Genomic DNA, 19,544 nt, shown 5'->3' with positions numbered 1-19,544 from the left:
GTCCGGCCGGGCCGGGCGACGTCAGCTCGCGGGCACGGCCTCGGCCAGCAGCGGCGTGATGTTCTCGGCCGCGTACTCGGTGCCCAGCGCGCTCGCGCTGGAGAAGGCGTTGAGCAGCGTCGTGTCCTCCAGGACGACGGACCGCCCGTCCTGGACGGACGGGATCGCCTGGTACAGCGGGTTGTCGGTGATCTCCGCGGCCTCGACGAAGATCGGGAAGACGACGGTGAGGTCGGCGTCGAGGAGGTTCAGCTGCTCGTCCGAGACCGGCACGTAGAAGCTGTCGCCGCCGAGCTCCTCGACCTGGGGGCTCTGCTCGAAGCCTAGCGACTCCATGAGCTGCACGCGGCTGTCGCCCTCGGTGTAGGCGCCCCACTCCTCCGCCGTACGGGCGCCGACGGCCACGGTCTTGCCCTCGAACTGCGGGTTCGCCGCGGCGGCGTCGTCGAGCGTCTGCTCCACCTCGTCCTCGAGCTGGTCGGCCTCGTCCTCCCGGCCGAGCGCCTCCCCGACGAGGTCGAGCTGCTCCTCCCACGTCGTCGTGTAGCTCTCGGCGCCCTCGGGGATGCCGACGGTGGTGGCGATCTGGCTCAGGGCGTCGTAGCGCTCCTGCGTGCCGTCCGAGCGCGTGTCGAGGATGAGGTCGGGCTGCAGGGCGGCGATCTGCTCGAGCTCCGGCTCGAGGGTGCTGATGATGGTCGGCGACTCGTCGTAGAGCCCCTCGGCCCACGGGCCGACGCCGTCGCCGCCGAAGCCCAGCCAGTCGCTGGCCCCGACCGGCTGGATGCCGAGGGCGAGCGCCGTCTCGGCGTCGGACCACCCGAGGGCGACGACGCGCTGCGGCTCCTCGGGGATCTCGATCTCGCCGAAGGCGGTGTCGACGGTGACGGGGAAGGCCGCCGAGGAGCCCGCGCCGGTCGTGGAGCCCGCGTCGTCCGTGGAGCCGGGACTGCTCGCCGACGCGGCACCGCCGGAGGGCTCCGCGTCCGGCGTCCCGCCGGACGGGGCGTCGGAGCCGCAGCCCGCGGCGAGGAGGGACAGCGACAGGGCGACGGGCAGGACGGCGACGCGGCCGAGGAGGGTCGTGCGCACGGGGACCTCGTGGTCTCTCGGAGGGGCAGGAGAGGGGAGCCTAACCTGACTCGGCACCCCTCGGGCTCGGCATCGGTCCGGCCCAGCACCGCCCCCGGTCGGTGCGACGGCCGTGGTCGTCGGGGGCAACGCCCGCCTCCCGCCTCCGGCCGTCCGCCGTAGCGTGCGGTCCGTGACGACGCCGCAGGCCGACGCCCCGCTGCTGCGCCTCGGCACCTGGCCGACGCCGGTCGAGCCCGCGCCCCGGCTCGCCGAGCACCTCGGCCTGGGCCGGGACGACCTCCTGCTCAAGCGCGACGACCTCTGCGGCCTGGGCGGGGGCGGCAACAAGGTCCGCAAGCTCGAGCGCACCGTCGGTCGGGCGCTCGCCGAGGGCGCCGACGTCCTCGTGACGACGGGCGCGGCGCAGAGCAACCACGCCCGCGCCACCGCGGCCGCCGCACGGCGCGCGGGCCTGGGCTGCGTGCTCGTGCTCGCCGGCTCGGCCCCGGGACGCGCCGCGGGCAACCTCGTCCTCGACGAGCTGCTCGGCGCGCAGCTGGAGTGGGTCGGCGACGTCGCGCTCGGCGACCTCGACGCCGCGGCCGAGCAGGTGTGCGCCCGGTTGCGAGCCGAGGGCTCGCGCCCCTCCCGTGTCCCCTACGGCGGCTCCGACGCCCTCGGCGTGCTGGGCTACGTCGAGGCGGCCGCCGAGATCGCGGCGCAGGTCCCTGACGTCGCGCACGTCGTGACCGCCGTCGGCTCCGGCGGGACGATGGCCGGGCTCGTCGCGGGCCTGGGGCCCGCACGCGTGCTGGGCGTCGACGTCGGTGCGGTGCCCGACCCGGTCGAGCGGGTGGTGGGGCTCGTGCGCGGCGTCGCGGCCGCGCAGCCGGACGCCCTCCCCGACGCCGCCGCGGCGTCCACGGTCCGAGCCGGGGACCTGCGCCTGCGCCGCGACGAGGTCGGCGAGGGCTACGGGGTCCCGACGCCCGGCAGCACCGCTGCGCTGGAGGCCGCGGCGCGCACCGAGGGCGTCGTCCTGGACCCCGTCTACACCGCGAAGGCGCTGGCCGGCCTGGCGTCCGCCGTCCGCCGCGGCGAGGTGCGCCCGGGCGGTCGGACGGTCCTCGTCCACACCGGCGGGCTGCCGGGGCTCTTCGGGCACCCCTCGGTCACCGGGGCCTGAGCGCGACGGCCCCGCGCCCGCGCCGTGAGGGCCATGCTCGGCCCGTGGGCAGGAGCTCGGTGGAGGACGTCGCGGATGCGGGCCTCGACGACTGGCGGCTGCGTCGTGGACGACACGCAGGCCCCGGCCTTCCCCGTCCTGGCCGACGCCGAGGGCCGCGCCTGCGTGTGCACGGCGCTCGGGCGCTGAGCCGTCGCGGGGTGCCGCTCCGGTGCGGGGAAGCGGCTCCGCAGCGGACCGGTGGCGCCGCGGCTAGCGTCGGCGCATGAGCGCTGACGCCGTCGGTCCCGACCGCGGGACCGTGGTCCCGGACGTCCCCGGCCCGCTGGGCTGGTGCTCGCCGTGCCTGGGCGCCCGCACCCGGACCCCGGCCGCCGTCCTCCTCGAGGGCACCGGCGTCTGCGAGGACCACCACGGCGAGCTCCTCGCCGGCCGCGCGCAGCAGGGCGACCAGATGGCCGCCGCGGCCGCCCAGGCGCAGGAGCAGCTGCGGGCCCTCGTGGGCGGGACGCTCGGCGGCGCGCCGGGCGCGGACCCGGGCGGCCCTCGTCGGGCGGGCTTCTGACCGACGAGGGCGACCTCAGACCTCGCGAAGGTCGAGGACCAGCTCCGAGGGGCCGTCCTCGGTCACCACGACGGGGATGCCCCAGTCCTGCTGGTAGAGGTGGCAGGCGGCGTGCTCCGGCACCTCGCCGTCCGCCGGTGACGGGGCGTCGCAGGCCGCGGCCTGCGCCGAGACGTGCAGGACGCCCGCCTCCCCCGCCGCGCCGCGCAGGACCAGCGGACGCCCGAGCGCGGTCCGCGTGCCGGCGCCCTCGGCGAGCAGGCTCGCCGGCGTGGACGAGACGACGACCCGGACCGGCGAGCCGAAGCGGTCGTCGAGGTGCTGGCCGGCCGGCGGCGAGAAGCGCACGCGCAGGTCGACGAGACCGGCGGCGAGGGCGGTCGCCGGCCGCTCGACCCGCCCCGTGGCGCTCCCGAGGGCACGACCCGCCGTGAGCGGCAGTCGCAGCACCCGGTGCGCCCGGGACTCGACGACGAGCAGCTCCGCGGCCGCGCCCGAGCCGACGACCGCCACGCCGGTCGGCTCGGCCAGGTCGGCGACCAGGGTCGTGACCGCCGGCACCCCGGCCGGCGCCGCGGGGTCGTACCGCCGCACCGCCCCGTTGTAGGTGTCGGCGACGGCGACGGAGCCGTCGGGCAGCACGGCGGCGCCGAGGGGGTGCTGCAGCAGCGCCTCGGCCGCCCCGCCGTCCCGGTCCCCGAAGTCGAACAGCCCTGACCCCACGAGCGTCTCGACCCGGTAGCCGGGTGCGGCGACGGGCGCCGCGTTGGCCAGGCGGGTGTCCTCGACCACCGGGACCGAGCGGTCGGCGGCGGCGCCGGTGCGGACCAGCCGCCGCAGCGCCGAGGTCTCGGCGTCCACGACCCACAACGCCCCGCCGTCGACGGACGGCACGAGGCGCGACGTCTGCGCGAACCACGCCTGCTCGGCGTCGCCGTCGCGCAGGCCCTCGGCCGAGGTGCCGGCCAGCACGCGGACGACGCCGTCCCCCGGGTCCGCGGCCGGCTCCAGCGCCCACAGCTGGTGCACGCCCGCCATGGCCACGACGACCTGGTCGTCCCACCAGGCGACGTCCCACGGCGTCGAGAGGTGCTGACGCAGCGCCGGCCCGCCGCCCTCGCGACGGCGCAGCTGCTCGCCCGTGCCCGCCAGGGTCACCACGCGGGCGGCGCCGCCCCCGAGCCGGACGCCGCGGACGGCGTGGTTCGCGCTGTCCGCGACGACGACGTCGACACCCAGGCGCGCGGCCACGTCGTCGGGCAGCAGGCACAGGCCCTGCGGCTCCGCGAAGGACGCGGTCGCGGCGTCGCCGTCGACGAGGCCGCGGGCCCCCGAGCCGACGGTCCGCAGCACGGCGAGGTCGTCGTCGAGCACCGCGAGGCGGTGGTGCCCGGTGTCCGTGACGAGGACCCCGCCGCCGAGGCGCTCGGGCAGGACGAGAGCGCTGCTGGGGTAACGCAGGCCGTCGTCCGTCGCCGCCTCGGCAGCGGGGTGAACAGCCGCTCGCCGCGCACGAGCGTGCCGCGCTCGTCGTGCTCGGCGACGAGCTCGGTGAGCAGCGCGTCGAGCCCGTGCGCGTGCCCCTCCCCCGAGAGCGACGCGACGACGTACCCGGTGGGGTCGACGAGCACCAACGTCGGCCAGGCCCGCGCCGCGTACGCCTGCCACGTCGCCATGTCGGCGTCGTCGAGGACGGGGTGGTGCACCTCGTAGCGGCGGACGGCGTCGTCGAGGACGTCCGGCTCGGCCTCGTGCGGGAACTTCGGCGAGTGCACGCCGACGACGACGAGCTCGGCGGCCCACCGCTCCTCGAGGTCGCGCAGCTCGGACAGGACGTGGAGGCAGTTGACGCAGCAGCTCGTCCAGAAGTCGAGAAGCACGAAGCGGCCGCGCAGGTCCGCCAGCCGCAGCACCCGCCCGTCGGTGCCGACCCACCGCCGGCCGACGAGCTCGGGGGCGCGGGTGCGGGGGGTCCTCGCGCTGCGGGCGGTACCGGCGGTGCGCGTGCTCACGGGTCGATAGTCGCACCGGCGTGGCGGGACTCCGGCAGCGCCTCAGCCCAGGTGGTCGGGCTGCACCCATCCCTTCCCGAGCACGTGCTGGTCGAGGTAGCCCAGCACCGACTGGTACCAGACGACGACGCCGCCGGGCGAGAGCACCCAGTGGTTCTCGTCGGGGAAGTACAGGAAGCGGTGCGGCGTCGAGCCGTCCTCGGCGGTGCTGCGCGAGAGCAGGTCCCACCACAGGCGCAGGCCCTCGCCGACCGGCACGCGGTAGTCCTTGTCCCCGTGGACGACGAGCACCGGCGTCGTGATGGCGTCGGCGCTGCGGTGCGGGCTGTTCTCCTGCGCCATCGCGGGCGTCATCTCCCGCCCCCAGAAGTACGCCGCGTCGGTCGTCGGGCCGAACTGGTCCAGCGCCCACAGGCTCGCGTGCGTGACGACGGCGTCGAAGCGGTCGGTGTGCCCGGCGATCCAGTTGGCCATGTAGCCGCCGAAGGAGCCGCCCATCGCGGCGGTGCGGGTCTCGTCGACGTCCTCGCGCGCCTCGGCGGCGTCCGTGGCGGCCATGAGGTCGGTGAAGGACGCGGCACCCCAGGCGCCCCAGCCGCGCTGGACGAAGTCCTGGCCGTAGCCGGTGGACAGCGCGGGGTCGGGCAGGAGGACGGCGTAGCCCCGGGAGACGGCCAACCACGGGTTCCAGCGCCACGACCAGGCGTTCCACGAGCCGAGCGGCCCGCCGTGGACCCACAGCAGGAGCGGCGCGGGCGCGTCGGGCGACGCGCCGTCCGGCAGGCAGAGCCAGCTGCGGACCTCGGTGCCGTCCGCGGCGGTCGTGCGCAGGTCCTCCAGCCGGCCCGGCAGGGACAGCGGCGCGACCGGTGAGGGCAGGTGCTCGACGTCGCCGTCCCGGAGGCGGACGCGGACGGGCGCCGGCGCGGCGTCGTAGGCCGAGCGCAGCGCGTACGCCCAGCCGTCGGGCGAGACCTGGACGCCGGCGTAGGCGCCGTGGTCGGCGGTGAGGCGGCGGACGTCGCCGGAGGCGGCGTCGACGAGGAAGAGCGGGGCCGCGCCGCCCTCGTCCGCCTCGACGACGAGCGAGCGCCCGTCGCGCGTCCAGGACACGGCGGACGGCCACCGGTCCCAGCCGGCGGTGAGGTCGCGCCGCTCGCCCGCGCCGACGACGCCGCCGGAGGCGTCCCGCTCGAGGTCGACGAGGGCCAACCAGGACCGCGGCGCCCGCTCGGGGGTCGAGACACGCGTCGCGACGAACGCCGCGGTGGCGCCGTCGGGCGAGAGCACCGCCCCCTCGTGCTCGAGGCCGGGGTCGTCCAGCAGCACCGTGCGGTGCCCCGTCGCCACGTCGACGGCGACGAGCTGCAGGGACTGCTCGCCGTGGGCCCGCAGCACCGTCCAGGTACCGACGGCGGTGCGGCCGTCGTCGGAGAGGTCCCAGGCCGCCCCGTGCAGCGCGGGGCCGACGTGGCCGGTGAGGTCGCGCAGCGTGTACCGCGAGTCGGGCGTCCCGGCGGTGCCGGCGACGTCGTCGAGCGCGTCGGCGGCGAGCAGGCGGTCGCGGTCGGGCCCGAGGTCGTGGTCCCAGAACCGCACGGGGTAGGAGTCGTGGAGGACGGCGGTCACGCCGGCCTCCGTGCGCGCGCGCCGGACGGAGGCGTCGTCGCCGTCCTGCGGCGCCGACGGCATCGTCGGCGACGTCGCGAGCAGGGCCCCGGTGCCGCGGGCGACGGCGGCGACCTGCAGGCCGCCCGGCCGCGAGGCGACCGGCCGTGGCTCGCCGGTCCCGCCGGGCAGGCACCACAGCGCGGGCGGTGCGTCGTCCCCGGTGCGACCGCCCACGCCGGGCTGCCCCGGCTCCCCCGCCGGGCCGGGCTGCGCACCGGGCCGGGGGCGCCCCCTCGCGGAGGACGCGGGCGGCTCCGGCCGCTTCGCGGTGAAGAGCAGGTCACCCGCCGGTGTCCACACCGGCGCGGCCTCGCCCGTCGTGCCACGGGTGAGCCGGCGGCACGCACCGCCGTCGAGGGGTGACTCCCACAGGCTCGTCACGTACCCGGTGCCCTCGCCGTCGAGGCCGGCGACCGCGAGCGCGAGGCGCCGTCCGTCCGGGCTCAGCGCGAGCCCGGTCACCCGGGGCTGCGCGGCGTAGGCGTCCAGGTCCCCGAGCGGGTCGCCGGAGGAGCTGTGGTCGGGGCGGGCGTCGTCGCCGTTCGTCGTCACGGCTCCGTGCTACCACGCCCGCCCGCCGACCCGCGCCCGGCAGTCACGTCCTGCCCTCCGAGCACGACGTCGTCGACGTGCGCGCGAGACGGCACCGCGAACGCACGAAGTCGTCGAAGTGTTCGCGAAACGGCACCTTGAGCGCAGGAAGTCGTCGAAGTGCTCATGAAAGGGCGCCCTCGGCGCGAGAAGTCGTCGAAGTGCGATAGATGCGGCCCCCTGAGCGCACGAAGTCGTCGAAGTGCATGAGATGGGGCCCTCCGAGCGCACGAAGTCGTCGAAGTGCGCGAGATGCGGCACCCTGAGCGCAGGAAGTCGTCGAAGTGCGAAGACGCGGCACCCCGGGGGGGCTGGACGTCGTCGACGTGCCGGGGGTGGGGCGGTCAGGGACGGCGGGCGGGGTCCTGCCGGCCGCGCTCGGCGAGCATCGCGTTGTACGCGGCGAGCTGGGCGTCGCCGTCGCGGTCCGCGGCGCGGTCGGTGCGGCGTGCCTCGCGGTCGTCGCTGCGCGACCACTGGACGGCGACGACGACGAGCAGCAGCAGCGTGGGGATCTCGCCGATGCCCCAGGCGATGCCGCCGCCCACCTTCTGGTCGGCCAGCGCGTCGATCCCCCAGCCGGTCGAGGAGAACCAGCTGTTCGCGAGCAGCGCCTCGCTCGACATGACCCAGATGCCGAAGAACGCGTGGAAGGCCATCGTCGCCAGCAGCAGCACCAGCCGCAGGGGGTACGACGGCCGGTTCGGGCCGGGGTCGACGCCGACGAGCGTGTTCGCGAAGAGGTACCCGACGGCGAGGAAGTGCACCATCATCAGCTCGTGGCCCACGTGGGTCGACAGCGCGAGCTCGAACAGCGGCGAGTAGTAGAAGACGACGAGGCTGCCGGCGAACAGCACCGCCGCGACGACGGGCTGCGAGACGACGCGCAGCCAGCGCGACTCCGTCAGGGCGACGAGCCACTCCCGCGGGCCCCGCGACCCGTCCTTGCGCCGCGGCAGGGAGCGCAGCGCCAGCGTGATCGGCGCCCCGAGCACGAGCAGCACGGGGATCCCCATGCTGAGGACCATGTGCTGGATCATGTGGGCGCTGAAGACCGTGCGGCCGTACGCCGCCGGCGCCCCGCTCGTGATGTAGACGAGGGCGAGCAGGCCCAGCGCCCACGAGACCGTCCGCCCCACGGGCCACCGGTCCCCCCGGCGGTGCAGCCGCACCACGCCGCGGGCGTAGGCGACGGCCAGCCCCGCCGCGATGGCCACCCACAGGACGTCCGTCTGCCACTGCGTGACGATGCTGGCGGTGCTGAACGGCTCCGGCAGCGCCTCGCCGGTGAGGATCTCCGCGGGCGTCGGCGCGGGGGGCAGCTCCTGCGGGACCGGCGGCGGCGTGAGGGAGAGCGCGGCCGCGACGCCGGACACCGCGCCGAGCAGGACGACCTCGCCGCCCACGAGGCGCCAGAACGGGCCGCGGGCACCGGCGCCGGTCGCGGTCCGGACGTCGATGCCGGCGAGCAGGCGGCGGCGGTGCAGGTACCCCGCGAGGCCGAGGACCACGCTCGCGCCGGCCTTCGCCAGCACGAGCTGCCCGTAGGCGGTGCCGACGAGGTCGCCGACCCCCGCGACCCGCAACGACGCGTTGGCGACGCCCGAGGTGACGACGAGCACGAAGCCGACGAGCGCCAGCGCCGAGTACCGGCGGGCCACGACGGGGAGCTCGGCGCCCGTGCGGCGGGCGATCGCCACGAGGGCCATCAGCCCGCCGAACCACACGGCGACGCCGAGGACGTGCAGCCCCCACGAGCTGACCGCCGTCTCGTGCCCGCTCGTGCCCGTGGAGTGGGCGTTCAGCGCGAGCGGCACCAGCGCGAGGCAGGCGACGACGGCGGTCCACCCCGCGCCCGCCGGCGTCCGGACCCCCACCGCCGCGGTGGCGACGAGCGCGACGACCGCGGCGGAGACGAGCAGCGCCTGGCCCTGCGTGATCTGCGTCGCGACGGTGGCGAGCTGACCGCCGAAGGCCGGGTCGGACAGCGCCGTGCCGGAGAGGTTCGCCGCCGTCAGCACGAGGACGGCGAGGCTCGCGACCGTCCAGACGCCGGACGCCACCGCCCCGGTCCGGGCCGCGACCGACCACGACGGCGCCCGCGCGGGCACCACGCCGGCGGCCAGGACCAGGGACCCGAGCGTGAGGGCGAGCGACAGGTCCCGGACGAGCGTCGCGAAGGGCAGCCCGTAGCGGACGAGCGCGCCGGGGTCGCGCACCAGCTCGGGGGCCGCGGCCCCTCCGGTGGCCAGGGCCCACGCCGTCCCGAGGAGGACGGCGACCGGCGTCAGCGCGAGGACGACGAGCCACCACACCGGTGCGACGTCCGCCGCCGCGCCCCCGCCCCGCACGGGCGGCCGGGTCGCGGAGGCGCCCTCGCCCGTCGCTCGCGCCCTCGGCGCCGTCCCTGCGCTCACCCCCCGAGGGTAGGCGCCCGGGGAGGCCGGTCCGGCGCCGCCCGGCGACGGACCACCCGTCAGAGCCGGCGGTCGGCGAGGACGGGGAAGGCGACCCGGGCGTCCTCGACGACGCCCGGGTCCACGTCGACGACGAGGACCTCCTCGTCCGCCCCCGCCTCGGCCAGGACGACGCCGTCCGGGCCGACGACGGCGCTGGCCCCGGCCATCGGGGTCCGCGCGTGCGTCCCGGCGGTGCCGCACGCGGCGAGCAGCACCTGGTCCTCCAGCGCGCGGGCCCGCACGAGCAGGCGCCAGTGGTCGGCGCGCGCCGCCGGCCACGCCGCCGGGAGGAGCACCAGCCGGGCCCCGCCGTCGAGCAGGCGGCGGAACAGCTCGGGGAAGCGCAGGTCGTAGCAGGTGGCGAGCCCGGTCGGCAGCACGGTCCCGTCGCGCAGCGGCACGTCGGCGACGACGACCTCCTGCCCCGGCGTCATGAGCTCGGACTCGCCGCGGCCGTGGCCGAAGCGGTGCACCTTGCGGTAGCGCGCGAGCAGGGCGCCGTCCGGCCGCAGGACCAGCGACGTGTTGTGCAGCCGGTCCGGCCCGCCGGCGGTCCCGGGCACCCGCTCGACGACCGACCCGCCGTGCACGACCGCCCCGCACGCGCGGGCCGCGTCGGCCAGGGCGCGCGCCGTCGGCCCGTCGAGCGCCTCGGCGCGCTCGCCCCACGTCCCCGACGCGAACCCCCCGTGCGCCCACAGCTCCGGCAGGACGACGACGTCGGCACCCTCCTGCGCCGCCACCAGGGCGGCGACGCGGTCGCGGCGCGCGGCCACCGGCTCGTCGTCGCCGTACCCGACCTGCAGCAGGTGCAGCCTCACCCGCGCGCCCCCCGCACCAGCACCGGGTCCACGACCACCGGGCCCACGACCACCGGGCCCACGACCACCGGGCCCACAACCACGGGGCTCACGACCACACGAGGGCCTGGGACGGCCGCTCCAGGACGGCGGCGACGTCGGCGAGGAAGCCGCCGGCCTGGGCGCCGTCGACGACGCGGTGGTCGACGGTCAGCGAGAGCGTCGTCGTCCACCGCGGGCGGACGCGGTCGCGGTGGACCCAGGGCCTCCGCGCGACCGACCCGACGCCGAGGATGCCGGTCTCGCCGGGGTTGAGGATCGGGGCGCCGGACTCGATGCCGAGGGCCCCGATGTTGGTGACGGTGAAGGTCCCGCCCGTGAGCGCGGAGGGCGGCGTCCGCCCCTCGCGGGCCGTCGTCGCGAGCTCGGTGATGGCGGCCGCCAGGTCGTGCAGGCCGAGCGCCTGGGCGTCCCGGACCACGGGGACGACCAGCCCGCGGGGGGTCGCGGCGGCGATGCCGAGGTGGACGTGCCCGGGCACGACGAGCTCGCCGGCCGCACCGTCCCAGCGCGCGCCCATCTCGGGCGTGCGGGCGAGGGCGAGGACGACGGCGCGCGCGGCGACGAGCAGCGGCGAGACGCGGACGTCCCCGAAGCCGGTGTCCTGCTTGAGCCGCTGGACGAGCCTGACCGTCCGCGTGACGTCGAGCGTGTGGAAGAGGGTCGCCTGCGGGGCCTCGGTCGTGCTGCGGACCATCGCCTCCGCCATGGCGCGGCGGACGCCGCGGACGGGGACGCGCACCTCGCCGTCGGCGGCGGGCGCCGGGGCGTCCCCCGCGCCGGTCTCCTCGTGCGCGAGCACGTCGCGGCGCGTGACGTTGCCCCGCGGGCCGCTCGGCACGACCTCCGCGAGGTCGACCCCGCGGTCGCGGGCGAGCTTGCGGACGGGGGGCGTGGCGAGCGGGCGTGAGGAGGCGCCGTCCTGCGCCGCCGCGGCGCTGCCGTCCTCCGCCCCGGCGCCGGCGTCCCCCGCCGCGGGGCTCGTGCCGGGCGAGCCCGCTGCGTCCGCCGGCGGCCGGCGGCGGGAGGCGCGGCGCCCCGGCCCGTACCCCACGAGGACGTCGCGGCGGTCGTCGGCGCCGTCGGGGTCGACGACGTCCCCACCGCGCGCGCCCCCGCCGGGCCCGTGGTCCGGGCCCGAGGCGTCGACGTCGCGGCCCTCCGCCCTCCCGTCGGACCCCTGGGCGCCCGTCACCTCGACCGCGACGATCGGCGTGCCCACCTCGACCGTCAGCCCCTCGTCGACGAGGAGCTCCCGCACGACGCCGGCGAAGGGCGACGGGAGCTCGACGAGCGACTTGGCCGTCTCGATCTCGACGAGGACGGCGTTGACGTCGACGCGGTCGCCGACGGCGACCCGCCAGGCGACGACCTCGGCCTCGGTCAGCCCCTCGCCGACGTCGGGGAGCCGGAACTGCTGCAGCGCCACGGCGGGCCTCCTGGGGGTGTCTCGGCGCGTCGGCCGGTCGGGTCGTCGGTGCGGCGGGGGCGCCGGGTGTCTCGGCGCGGCAGGTCGGTGGTGCGGCGGGTGGGTCCTGAGGGCGTACGTCAGTGGTCGAGGACCCGGTCGACCGCCTCCAGCAGCCGGTCGGCGTCGGGCAGGTACTCCTCCTCGATCCGGGCCGCCGGGTAGGGCACGGAGAAGCCGCCGACGCGCAGCACGGGCGCCTCGAGGGAGTAGAAGCACGACTCGGCCACCCGCGCGGCGACCTCGGCCCCGATCCCGAGGAAGACCGGCGCCTCGTGCGCGACGACGAGGCGTCCCGTCCGGCGCACCGACTCCTCCACCGGCCCGAGGTCGAGCGGGGAGATGGTGCGGAGGTCGATCACCTCGAGGCTGCGGCCCTCGGACGCCGCCGCCTGCGCGGCCCGCAGCGCCACGGGCACGCTGGGACCGTGCGCGACGACCGTCACGTCGGTGCCCGTGCGGACGACGCGCGAGCGGTGCAGCGGGTAGGGCTCGGCGTCGAGGTCCACCTCGGCCTTGTCCCAGTAGTGCCGCTTGGGCTCGAAGACGACGACCGGGTCGGGCGAGGCGACGGCCTGCTGGATCATCCAGTAGGCGTCGACGGCGTTGGACACGCTGACGCAGCGCAGGCCGGTGACGTGGGCGAAGAGCGTCTCGGGCGACTCGCTGTGGTGCTCGACGGCCCCGATGCCCCCGCCGGACGGGATGCGGATGACGACCGGCATGGGGGTCGCCCCCCGGGTGCGGTGCGTCATCTTGGCGAGCTGGGTGACGATCTGGTCGTAGGCGGGGAACACGAAGCCGTCGAACTGGATCTCGCAGACGGGCCGGTAGCCCCGCATCGCGAGGCCGATCGCCGTGCCGATGATCCCGGCCTCCGCCAGCGGGGTGTCGACCACGCGGTCCTCGCCGAAGTCCTTGGCCAGCCCCTCGGTGACGCGGAAGACGCCGCCGAGGGCCCCGACGTCCTCGCCCATGACGAGGACGCGCGGCTCGGCGTCCATGGCGGCGCGCAGGCCGAGGTTGAGCGCCTTGGCGACGCTGAGCCGCTGCACCCGGTCCACCGCGCCGTCCGGCGCCGACGGGCTCACCGCGCGCCCCCGTCGGCGTCGCCCTGGCCGCCGTGCAGGCCCGCCGTGTACTGCGCGTACCAGGCGCGCTCCGCCTCGACCTGCGGGTGCTCGGCCGCGTAGGCGTGGTCGAACATCGAGCCGGGCTCCGGGTCGGGCATCTCGAGGACGCCGCGGCGCAGCCGGGAGGCCAGGGCGTCGCCCTCGCGGGCGAGATCGGCGAAGGCCTCGTCGCCGACGCCGTGGTCACGTCGCAGGTGGGCCTCCAGCCGGGCGATCGGGTCGCGGGCGCGCCACTGGTCCACCTCGACCGACGGCCGGTAGCGCCCCGGGTCGTCCGACGTCGTGTGCGCGCCCATCCGGTAGGTGAAGGCCTCGACCAGCGTCGGTCCCTGGCCGGAGCGGGCCCGCTCGAGCGCCGCGCGGACGACGGCGTAGCAGGCGAGGACGTCGTTGCCGTCGACGCGGACGCCGGGGAAGCCGAAGCCGCTGGCGCGCTGGGCGATCGGCACGCGCGTCTGGCGCTCGGCGGGGACCGAGATCGCCCACTGGTTGTTCTGGCAGAAGAAGACGACGGGCGCGGTGAAGGTGGCGGCGAAGACGAAGGCCTCGTTGACGTCGCCCTGGCTGCTCGCACCGTCCCCGAAGCAGGCGAGGACCGCGGTGTCGCGGGCCGGGTCGCCCGTGCCGACGGCGCCGTCGCGCTGGACGCCCATGGCGTAGCCGGTGGCGTGCAGCGTCTGGCTGCCGATGACGAGCGTGTAGGGGCTCACCCCGGTCTCGGCCGGGTCCCAGCCCCCGCGGTCGACGCCGCGGAACAGGGACAGGACGTGGAGCGGGTCGACGCCGCGCACGAGCGCGAGCGCGTGCTCGCGGTAGGTGGGGAACAGCCGGTCCTGCGGAGCCGTGGCCCGGGCCGCGCCGACCTGCGCGGCCTCCTGGCCGAGCAGGCTCGCCCAGAGCCCGAGCTCGCCCTGGCGCTGCAGCGCCGTGGCCTCGGTGTCGACCCGTCGCGCCAGCACCATGTCGCGGTGCATGCCCCGCAGGTCGTCGGTGGTGAGCGCCTCGGCGAGCGCGACGACCTCGGGGTCCTCGCCCTCCTCGACGCGGCGGCCGTCGGGCGTCAGCAGCTGGACGGAGCGCAGGGGGCCGGACCCGGCGCCGGCCGCCGGGACGGGCGCCTGACCCGACGCCGGCGGCCGCTCCGCGGTCGCCGCACCTCGCCCGGTCGTCGTCGGCGTCACGGAACCTCCTCGGACGGCCCCTGGGGGAGCCGGTGCGTCACGGTCCCCGGGGTGGCTTCCCGGGAGTCGGCCCGGGAGTCAGCGAGGGGCGACTGGACGGGCACGGTACTCGCCCGGAGGACCCGTGCCCGGCCGCCGCCCAGCGCGCCGCGGCAGCGGTCGGGGCGGACCCGTCGTCAGGACCGCAGGAAGCGGGCGGCCACCTCGAGGAACCGGTCGTCGGCCTCCGGCTCGGCGACGGTGACGCGCACGCCGTCCCCGGGGAAGGCGCGCACCGACAGCCCCACCGCCCCGCAGGCCTCGGCCAGCTCGGTCGCGCGCTCCCCCACCGGCATCCAGACGAAGTTGGCCTCCGTCGCGGGCAGGTCCCAGCCCTGCCCGACGAGCGCCGCGACGACGCGCTCGCGCTCGTCCACGATGGCCCGGACCCGCTCGAGCAGCTCGTCCTCGGCCTCCAGGGAGGCGACGGCCGCGGCCTGCGCCACCGTGCTGACGCCGAAGGGGATCGCCGTCTTGCGCAGCGCGTCGGCGACGGCGGGGTGCGCGAGCCCGTAGCCGACGCGCAGGCCGGCGAGCCCGTAGGCCTTCGAGAACGTCCGCAGCACGACGAGGTTCGGGTGCGCGAGGTGCAGGGCCACGGCGTCCGGCGCGCCGGCCTCCGGGCGGACGAACTCCCGGTAGGCCTCGTCGAGGACGACGACGACGTCGTCCGGGACCGCGGAGAGGAAGGCGTCCACCTCCTCGGCCGTGACGACCGGGCCGGTGGGGTTGTTCGGGCTGCAGACGAGGACGAGCCGGGTCCGGCCGGTGACGGCCGCCGCCATCGCCGGCAGGTCGTGCCGCCCGTCCGGCCGCAGGGGGACGGCCACCGACCGCGCGCCGGAGAGCCGCACGACGATCGGGTAGGCCTCGAAGGAGCGCCAGGCGTGGACGACCTCGTCGCCGTCGCCGGCCGTCGCCGTGAGGACCTGGGAGAGGACGCCGACGCTGCCGGGCCCGGCGACGACGTGCTCCGCCGGGACGCCGTCGTGCGCGGCGACCGCCGCGGTCAGCTCGGTGCTCAGCAGGTCCGGGTAGCGGTTGGCCTCCTGCGAGGCGCGCGCGACGACCTCGAGCACCGACGGCAGCGGCGGGTACGGGTTCTCGTTGCTCGCGAGCTTGTACGGCGTGACGCCCTCGAGCACGGCCGGCCGACGGCCGGGGACGTAGGAGGGCACGTCCGCCAGCACGTCGCGCAGGCGGGGGCTCGGCGAGGTCATGCCCGGCAGGGTAGGACCGTCGCCGCGGACGCCGCCGCCCCGCCGCCCGCCGTCCGGCCGTGCGCGGGGTCAGCCCGCAGCGCCCTCCTGGGCGCTCTCCCGGGCACGCTTCTCGGCCGCCCAGGCGCCCGCGACCATGTCGTCCAGGTCGTGCCGCATCGCCCAGTCGAGGTCCCGGGCGGCGAGGTCGCCGCGGGCGACGATGCGGGCCGGGTCGCCGGGGCGGCGCTCCGCCTCCTCCGGCGTGAAGTCGACGCCGGTCACCCGGGCGACCGCGTCCATGATCTCGCGGACCGAGACGCCGTCGCCGCTGCCGAGGTTGTAGACGGGCTCGACGTCCTCGCCGGCCTCCAGGCGCCGGGCCGCCGCCACGTGGCTGCGGGCCAGGTCGGCGACGTGGACGTAGTCGCGCACGCACGTGCCGTCCGGCGTCGGGTAGTCCGTGCCGTTGATGCGCGGCGTGCGGCCCTCGGACAGGGCGGACAGCACGAGGGGGAACAGGTTGTGCGGGCTGGCGTCGTAGAGCTCGGGTCGGCCGGAGCCGACGACGTTGAAGTAGCGCAGCGCGGTGCCGCGCAGGTCGCCCGCGCGCTCGACGTCGCGCAGCAGCCACTCGCCGACGAGCTTGCTCTCGCCGTAGGGCGACTCCGGCCCGGTGGGCGTCTGCTCGGTGACGACGTCTCCGGGCGGGGTGCCGTAGACCGCTGCGCTGGAGGAGAAGACGAGGCGGTCGACGCCGACCTCACCCATCGCCCGCAGCAGGCCGACCATCGCGGTGACGTTCTGCGAGTACGTGTGCAGCGGCCGCTGCACCGACACCCCGGCGTACTTGAAGCCGGCCAGGTGCACGACGCCCGTGACCTCGTGCTCGCGCAGGGTCCGCTCCACCGCGACGGTGTCGAGGAGGTCGGCCCGCACGAAGGGCACGTCGTCGGGCACGAACTCCGCGATCCCGCTCGAGAGGTCGTCGAGGACGACGCAGGGGAGGTCCGCCGCGCGGAACGCGTCGACGACGTGCGCCCCGATGTAGCCCGCTCCCCCGGTGACCAGCCAGCTCATGCGCCCCGCTCCTCGTCCTCCGCCGTGCTCCCCGCAGCCGCTGCGCCGCGCTCGTCCCGGTGATCCTGCCAGCGGGGCGCCCGGGAGACCGCCGACCGGAGCGTCGCCGGACGGGCGCCGCCCCGGCCACCGGCCTCTCATCCGGCGGGCACGCGCTCGGCGAGGAAGGTCTGCCTCGTCGCGGTCGTGCCCTCGGCGTCGAGGTAGGGCGCGACCCGCTCGCGCCAGGCGACCAGGGAGGGGTCCTCGGAGGCGTCGACGAGCGCCGCCGTCTCGGTGTACCGCGAGAGGTCGTGCCCCGACATGCCGTCCCGGCGCAGGTCGGCCCCGGTGAGGTCTCCCGCGTCCGTGAGGTCGCGGGAGACCGTCGTGCGCCCCGGCGTGGCCGGGCTGCGCTCGCCGTCGAGCCGGTGGATCCAGTCCTCCTCGTGCTCGAGGGACAGGACCGCGACGTCGTCCGGCACGTCGTAGCCGCCCGAGGGGGCACCGGCGGTGAGGACGGCGTCCACGCGCGCGACCGAGCGCAGGTGCGGGTCGGCCGCGAGCTGGGCGGCGACGATCCCGCCCTGGCTGTAGCCGACGAGCAGCAGCGGGTCACCGGGGCGGGCGCCCGCCTCCTCGAGGGCTCGGACCGCGGCCCGCGAGGCCGCTGACGGGACGTGGCCGACGGCCCGCAGGTCCGAGCCGAGGTCGGCGGGGTTCGTGGTCGCGGAGGACCGCGGGTCGGCGGTCGTCTGCGTCGGGGGAAGGACGAGGACCCACCGCCGCGTCCCCGCCGCGTCGACGACGCCCTCGACCAGGACGGGCGCCGCGCTGCGCCCCCGGCCGCCGGGGCTCAGCGCCCCACCTCCCGCCAGCGGGGCGGCGCGCGCGAGCAGGTCGGCCACGCCGGTCGCCGGGGCCACCGCGGCGGGCGGGCCCGCCGGTCGCACGCGCACGCGCGTCGGGCGCAGCGCCCCGTCCTGCGTCGCGAGGACCGAGACGGCCGCCGACAGGTCCGCGACGTCGGCGGGCGGCCAGACGAGCCGGTCCCCACCGGGGAGGTCGGCGCGGACCGCCCGCCGGGCCGTCGGCCCCCCGGCGACGCCGACGGCCGCCGCGAGCCCGACCGGCAGTCCGCCGACGAGGGCCTCGAGCAGGAGGGGGTGCTGCGCCGCGGCACCGGAGAGCCCCGCGGCGGCCGACGCCCCGGCCGCGGCCAGGTCCGCCCCGGCCAGCGCCTCCAGCCGCACGGGCACGTCGCGGACCGCGTCGGCGACGAGGCCCCGCTCGCGGACGTCGAGCCGGCCGTCCGCCAGGTCGGCCACGAGGTCGTCGCCCACCTCGCCCACGAGCCCGCCGCCGCGGACGGCGACCCACACGAGACCCCCCGCCGTCACGGCCGCCAGCACCGCGGCCGCGCCGGGCACGACGACCTCGGGGCTGCGCACGAGACCGCCGACCGCTCCTCCGGCCGCCCGCGCCACGGCGTCGCGGGCGCCGTCGCCCGCACGGGCGGCGACCTCCTCGGCGTGGGCGTACGCGAGCCCGGCCGCCGTCAGGAGCGCCGAGAGACGGGCGCAGCCGGTCGCGGTGCGCGCGAGCCGGGCGAGCGCCACGACGGTCGCCTGCTGCACCCCGGCGGCGCCCGCGGGGTCGAGGACGGCGGCCGCGGGGCCGCCCGCCGCGCCGGCGGTCGCGGTGGCCGCGGTCACGACCAGGAGGCCCTCGCCCGTGCGCGCGAGCGACCGGGCGGCGTCCTGCATCGCCGTCCCCTCGACGACGAGACCGCCCGCGCCCCCCCGCACCCGGAGCCCTCCCCCGGCCTCGCGACCGGCACCGAGGACCTCGTCCAGCGCACCGGGCAGCAGCGCACCGGCCCCCCTGCCTCCGGGCGCGGCCGACGCCTCCCCGGTCACCGGACGGACCCGTCCCGCACCGCGGCGACGGACGACGCCGCACCGATTGGAACGACCTCGCGCAGGGCGCGCTCGCCCGCAGCGGCGAGGGCGGCCACCTCGTCGGCGGCCGCGGACACCGCCCGGGCCGGACCGCCGGCGCGCACGAGCTCCGCGCCGCGCCCGAGCACGTGCGCCCCCAGCGCGAGCGCGCTCCCGGCCGCGTCCTGCAGGGCGGCGGCGCGCACCTCGACCTGCGCGGCGTGCCGCCGCAGCGCCGCCGCGAGGGCGGACAGGGCGGCGGCGTCGACGTCCACCTCGTGCGCCAGCGCGTCCAGCCGCAGGCGGTAGAGCTCCGCCGCGCGCGAGCGCCACGCCGCTGCCCGGGCGGCCCGCAGCACCCGGGCGCGCCCGCGCACCTCCTGCGCCAGCTCCTCGGCTGTCCTCGCGGCCCGGCGCACCTCGACGGCCGCCGCGACGCCCCCGGCCGCCAGGGGCAGCAGGACCCCCGAGGCGACGGCCTCGACCTCCTCGACCGTGCGCCGCGCACGCGCGAGCGGCTCCGCCACCGAGGACGGCGGCGTCACCGCCGACCCCCCCGCCCATCCCCCCGCCGACGATCCCCCCGCCGCCGATCTCCTGGCTCCCACCGGCCGCGCCTCCCGTCCGGGACCCCTCGGTCCCACGGGCTCGGACGCTAGGGACGCCCGTCGCCGCGGCCGCGGTGGCGGGGCGGACCTGGGGAGCAGCGGCCGCACCGGGCACCTGTGGACGCCGCCCCGACACCGGTCGGCTCCCCCGGCGGGCCGGCGAGGCCGCTCAGGCCGGGCCGAGGTCCTCGACGTCCTCGACGGCGAGCGGCGGACCCTGCTGCGCCGTCGTCATCACCCCGAGCCGCTCGGCGGCGACGAGGCGCACGCGGTGGCCGAGCAGCTCGCGGCACGCCCGACCCACGAGCCAGGTCCCTCCGTCGTCCTCGCGGAGCACGACGGCGCCGGCCTCGACGCCCTCCTCGACGACGCCCTCGAGGCGTCGACGCGGTCCCCGTCGCCCGTCCCGGTCCGTGCGGAGTCCTGAGTGGTCGGCCATCCCGACTGCCTACCACCACGGTGCCCGGACCGAGACCGAGACCGAGACCGAGACCGAGAC

Annotated in this window: 16 protein-coding genes; 2 read left to right on the top strand and 14 right to left on the bottom strand. The window is 77.7% G+C overall.

Annotation, left to right across the window (positions count from 1 at the left end; all coding sequences use genetic code 11):
• Positions 1–21 precede the first annotated feature (21 nt).
• Positions 22–1,092, bottom strand: a complete 1,071-nt coding sequence (locus WDZ17_RS02145) for an iron-siderophore ABC transporter substrate-binding protein (RefSeq protein ID WP_339573489.1) — start codon at positions 1,090–1,092, stop codon at positions 22–24.
• Positions 1,093–1,264: 172 nt separating this feature from the next.
• Here WDZ17_RS02145 and WDZ17_RS02140 point away from each other — a divergent pair, with 172 nt between their 5' ends.
• Together WDZ17_RS02140 and WDZ17_RS02135 are read left to right on the top strand one after the other, a co-directional pair.
• A complete protein-coding gene (locus WDZ17_RS02140) occupies positions 1,265–2,260 on the top strand; it encodes a pyridoxal-phosphate dependent enzyme (RefSeq protein ID WP_339573488.1) in 996 nt (331 codons plus the stop codon).
• Positions 2,261–2,525: 265 nt separating this feature from the next.
• Positions 2,526–2,825, top strand: a complete 300-nt coding sequence (locus WDZ17_RS02135; RefSeq protein ID WP_339573487.1) for a hypothetical protein — start codon at positions 2,526–2,528, stop codon at positions 2,823–2,825.
• A gap of 15 nt (positions 2,826–2,840) precedes the next feature.
• On the opposite strand, the gene WDZ17_RS02130 is transcribed toward WDZ17_RS02135, so the two are convergent.
• The 13 genes from WDZ17_RS02130 to WDZ17_RS02070 all read right to left on the bottom strand — a co-directional run bounded on the left by WDZ17_RS02130 (position 2,841) and on the right by WDZ17_RS02070 (position 19,484).
• On the bottom strand, positions 2,841–3,863 hold the full coding sequence (locus tag WDZ17_RS02130; protein ID WP_339573512.1) for an NHL repeat-containing protein: 1,023 nt from the start codon (positions 3,861–3,863) through the stop codon (positions 2,841–2,843).
• Positions 3,864–3,979: 116 nt separating this feature from the next.
• On the bottom strand, positions 3,980–4,837 hold the full coding sequence (locus tag WDZ17_RS02125; protein ID WP_339573486.1) for a thioredoxin-like domain-containing protein: 858 nt from the start codon (positions 4,835–4,837) through the stop codon (positions 3,980–3,982).
• A 42-nt stretch (positions 4,838–4,879) separates the two neighbouring features.
• Positions 4,880–7,060, bottom strand: coding sequence for a S9 family peptidase (locus WDZ17_RS02120; RefSeq protein WP_339573485.1), 2,181 nt, complete (start codon positions 7,058–7,060; stop codon positions 4,880–4,882).
• Between the two features lie 383 nt (positions 7,061–7,443).
• Positions 7,444–9,516, bottom strand: a complete 2,073-nt coding sequence (locus tag WDZ17_RS02115; protein ID WP_339573484.1) for a bifunctional copper resistance protein CopD/cytochrome c oxidase assembly protein — start codon at positions 9,514–9,516, stop codon at positions 7,444–7,446.
• 59 nt (positions 9,517–9,575) lie between these two features.
• Positions 9,576–10,379 (bottom strand): nitrilase-related carbon-nitrogen hydrolase, encoded by an 804-nt coding sequence (locus WDZ17_RS02110; protein WP_339573483.1) that lies wholly within the window; start codon positions 10,377–10,379, stop codon positions 9,576–9,578.
• 88 nt (positions 10,380–10,467) lie between these two features.
• A complete protein-coding gene (locus WDZ17_RS02105; protein ID WP_339573482.1) occupies positions 10,468–11,847 on the bottom strand; it encodes a dihydrolipoamide acetyltransferase family protein in 1,380 nt (459 codons plus the stop codon).
• A gap of 119 nt (positions 11,848–11,966) precedes the next feature.
• Positions 11,967–12,941 (bottom strand): alpha-ketoacid dehydrogenase subunit beta, encoded by a 975-nt coding sequence (locus tag WDZ17_RS02100; RefSeq protein WP_422631786.1) that lies wholly within the window; start codon positions 12,939–12,941, stop codon positions 11,967–11,969.
• A 32-nt stretch (positions 12,942–12,973) separates the two neighbouring features.
• Complete coding sequence (gene pdhA / locus WDZ17_RS02095; protein ID WP_339573480.1) at positions 12,974–14,200, bottom strand: pyruvate dehydrogenase (acetyl-transferring) E1 component subunit alpha; 1,227 nt, start codon at positions 14,198–14,200, stop codon at positions 12,974–12,976.
• Positions 14,201–14,376: 176 nt separating this feature from the next.
• Positions 14,377–15,459: a histidinol-phosphate transaminase gene (locus WDZ17_RS02090; protein WP_339573479.1), complete on the bottom strand. Its 1,083-nt coding sequence runs from the start codon at positions 15,457–15,459 to the stop codon at positions 14,377–14,379.
• A 69-nt stretch (positions 15,460–15,528) separates the two neighbouring features.
• Positions 15,529–16,518: a UDP-glucose 4-epimerase GalE gene (gene galE / locus WDZ17_RS02085; RefSeq protein ID WP_339573478.1), complete on the bottom strand. Its 990-nt coding sequence runs from the start codon at positions 16,516–16,518 to the stop codon at positions 15,529–15,531.
• A gap of 137 nt (positions 16,519–16,655) precedes the next feature.
• Entirely contained in the window at positions 16,656–18,416 is a 1,761-nt protein-coding gene (locus WDZ17_RS02080; protein ID WP_339573477.1) for a hypothetical protein, read from the bottom strand.
• On the bottom strand, positions 18,413–18,982 hold the full coding sequence (locus tag WDZ17_RS02075; protein WP_339573476.1) for a hypothetical protein: 570 nt from the start codon (positions 18,980–18,982) through the stop codon (positions 18,413–18,415). The genes WDZ17_RS02080 and WDZ17_RS02075 overlap by 4 nt, the downstream gene beginning before the upstream one ends.
• 232 nt (positions 18,983–19,214) lie before the next feature.
• On the bottom strand, positions 19,215–19,484 hold the full coding sequence (locus WDZ17_RS02070; protein WP_339573475.1) for a hypothetical protein: 270 nt from the start codon (positions 19,482–19,484) through the stop codon (positions 19,215–19,217).
• Positions 19,485–19,544: the final 60 nt, after the last annotated feature.

The organism is Pseudokineococcus basanitobsidens (assembly GCF_037482545.1).
Taxonomy (GTDB): domain Bacteria; phylum Actinomycetota; class Actinomycetes; order Actinomycetales; family Quadrisphaeraceae; genus Pseudokineococcus; species Pseudokineococcus basanitobsidens.
Note: the sequence above shows the minus strand (reverse complement) of the source record. Positions and strands in the feature narration are given on the sequence as shown.

What these genes read in the sequence shown, in the direction of transcription:
- WDZ17_RS02135 (WP_339573487.1), top strand. Translation starts at nt 2,526, where the DNA reads ATGAGCGCTGACGCCGTCGGTCCCGACCGCGGGACCGTGGTCCCGGAC.
- WDZ17_RS02130 (WP_339573512.1), bottom strand. Translation starts at nt 3,863, where the DNA reads ATGGCGGGCGTGCACCAGCTGTGGGCGCTGGAGCCGGCCGCGGACCCG.
- WDZ17_RS02090 (WP_339573479.1), bottom strand. Translation starts at nt 15,459, where the DNA reads ATGACCTCGCCGAGCCCCCGCCTGCGCGACGTGCTGGCGGACGTGCCC.
- galE (WP_339573478.1), bottom strand. Translation starts at nt 16,518, where the DNA reads ATGAGCTGGCTGGTCACCGGGGGAGCGGGCTACATCGGGGCGCACGTC.
- WDZ17_RS02070 (WP_339573475.1), bottom strand. Translation starts at nt 19,484, where the DNA reads ATGGCCGACCACTCAGGACTCCGCACGGACCGGGACGGGCGACGGGGA.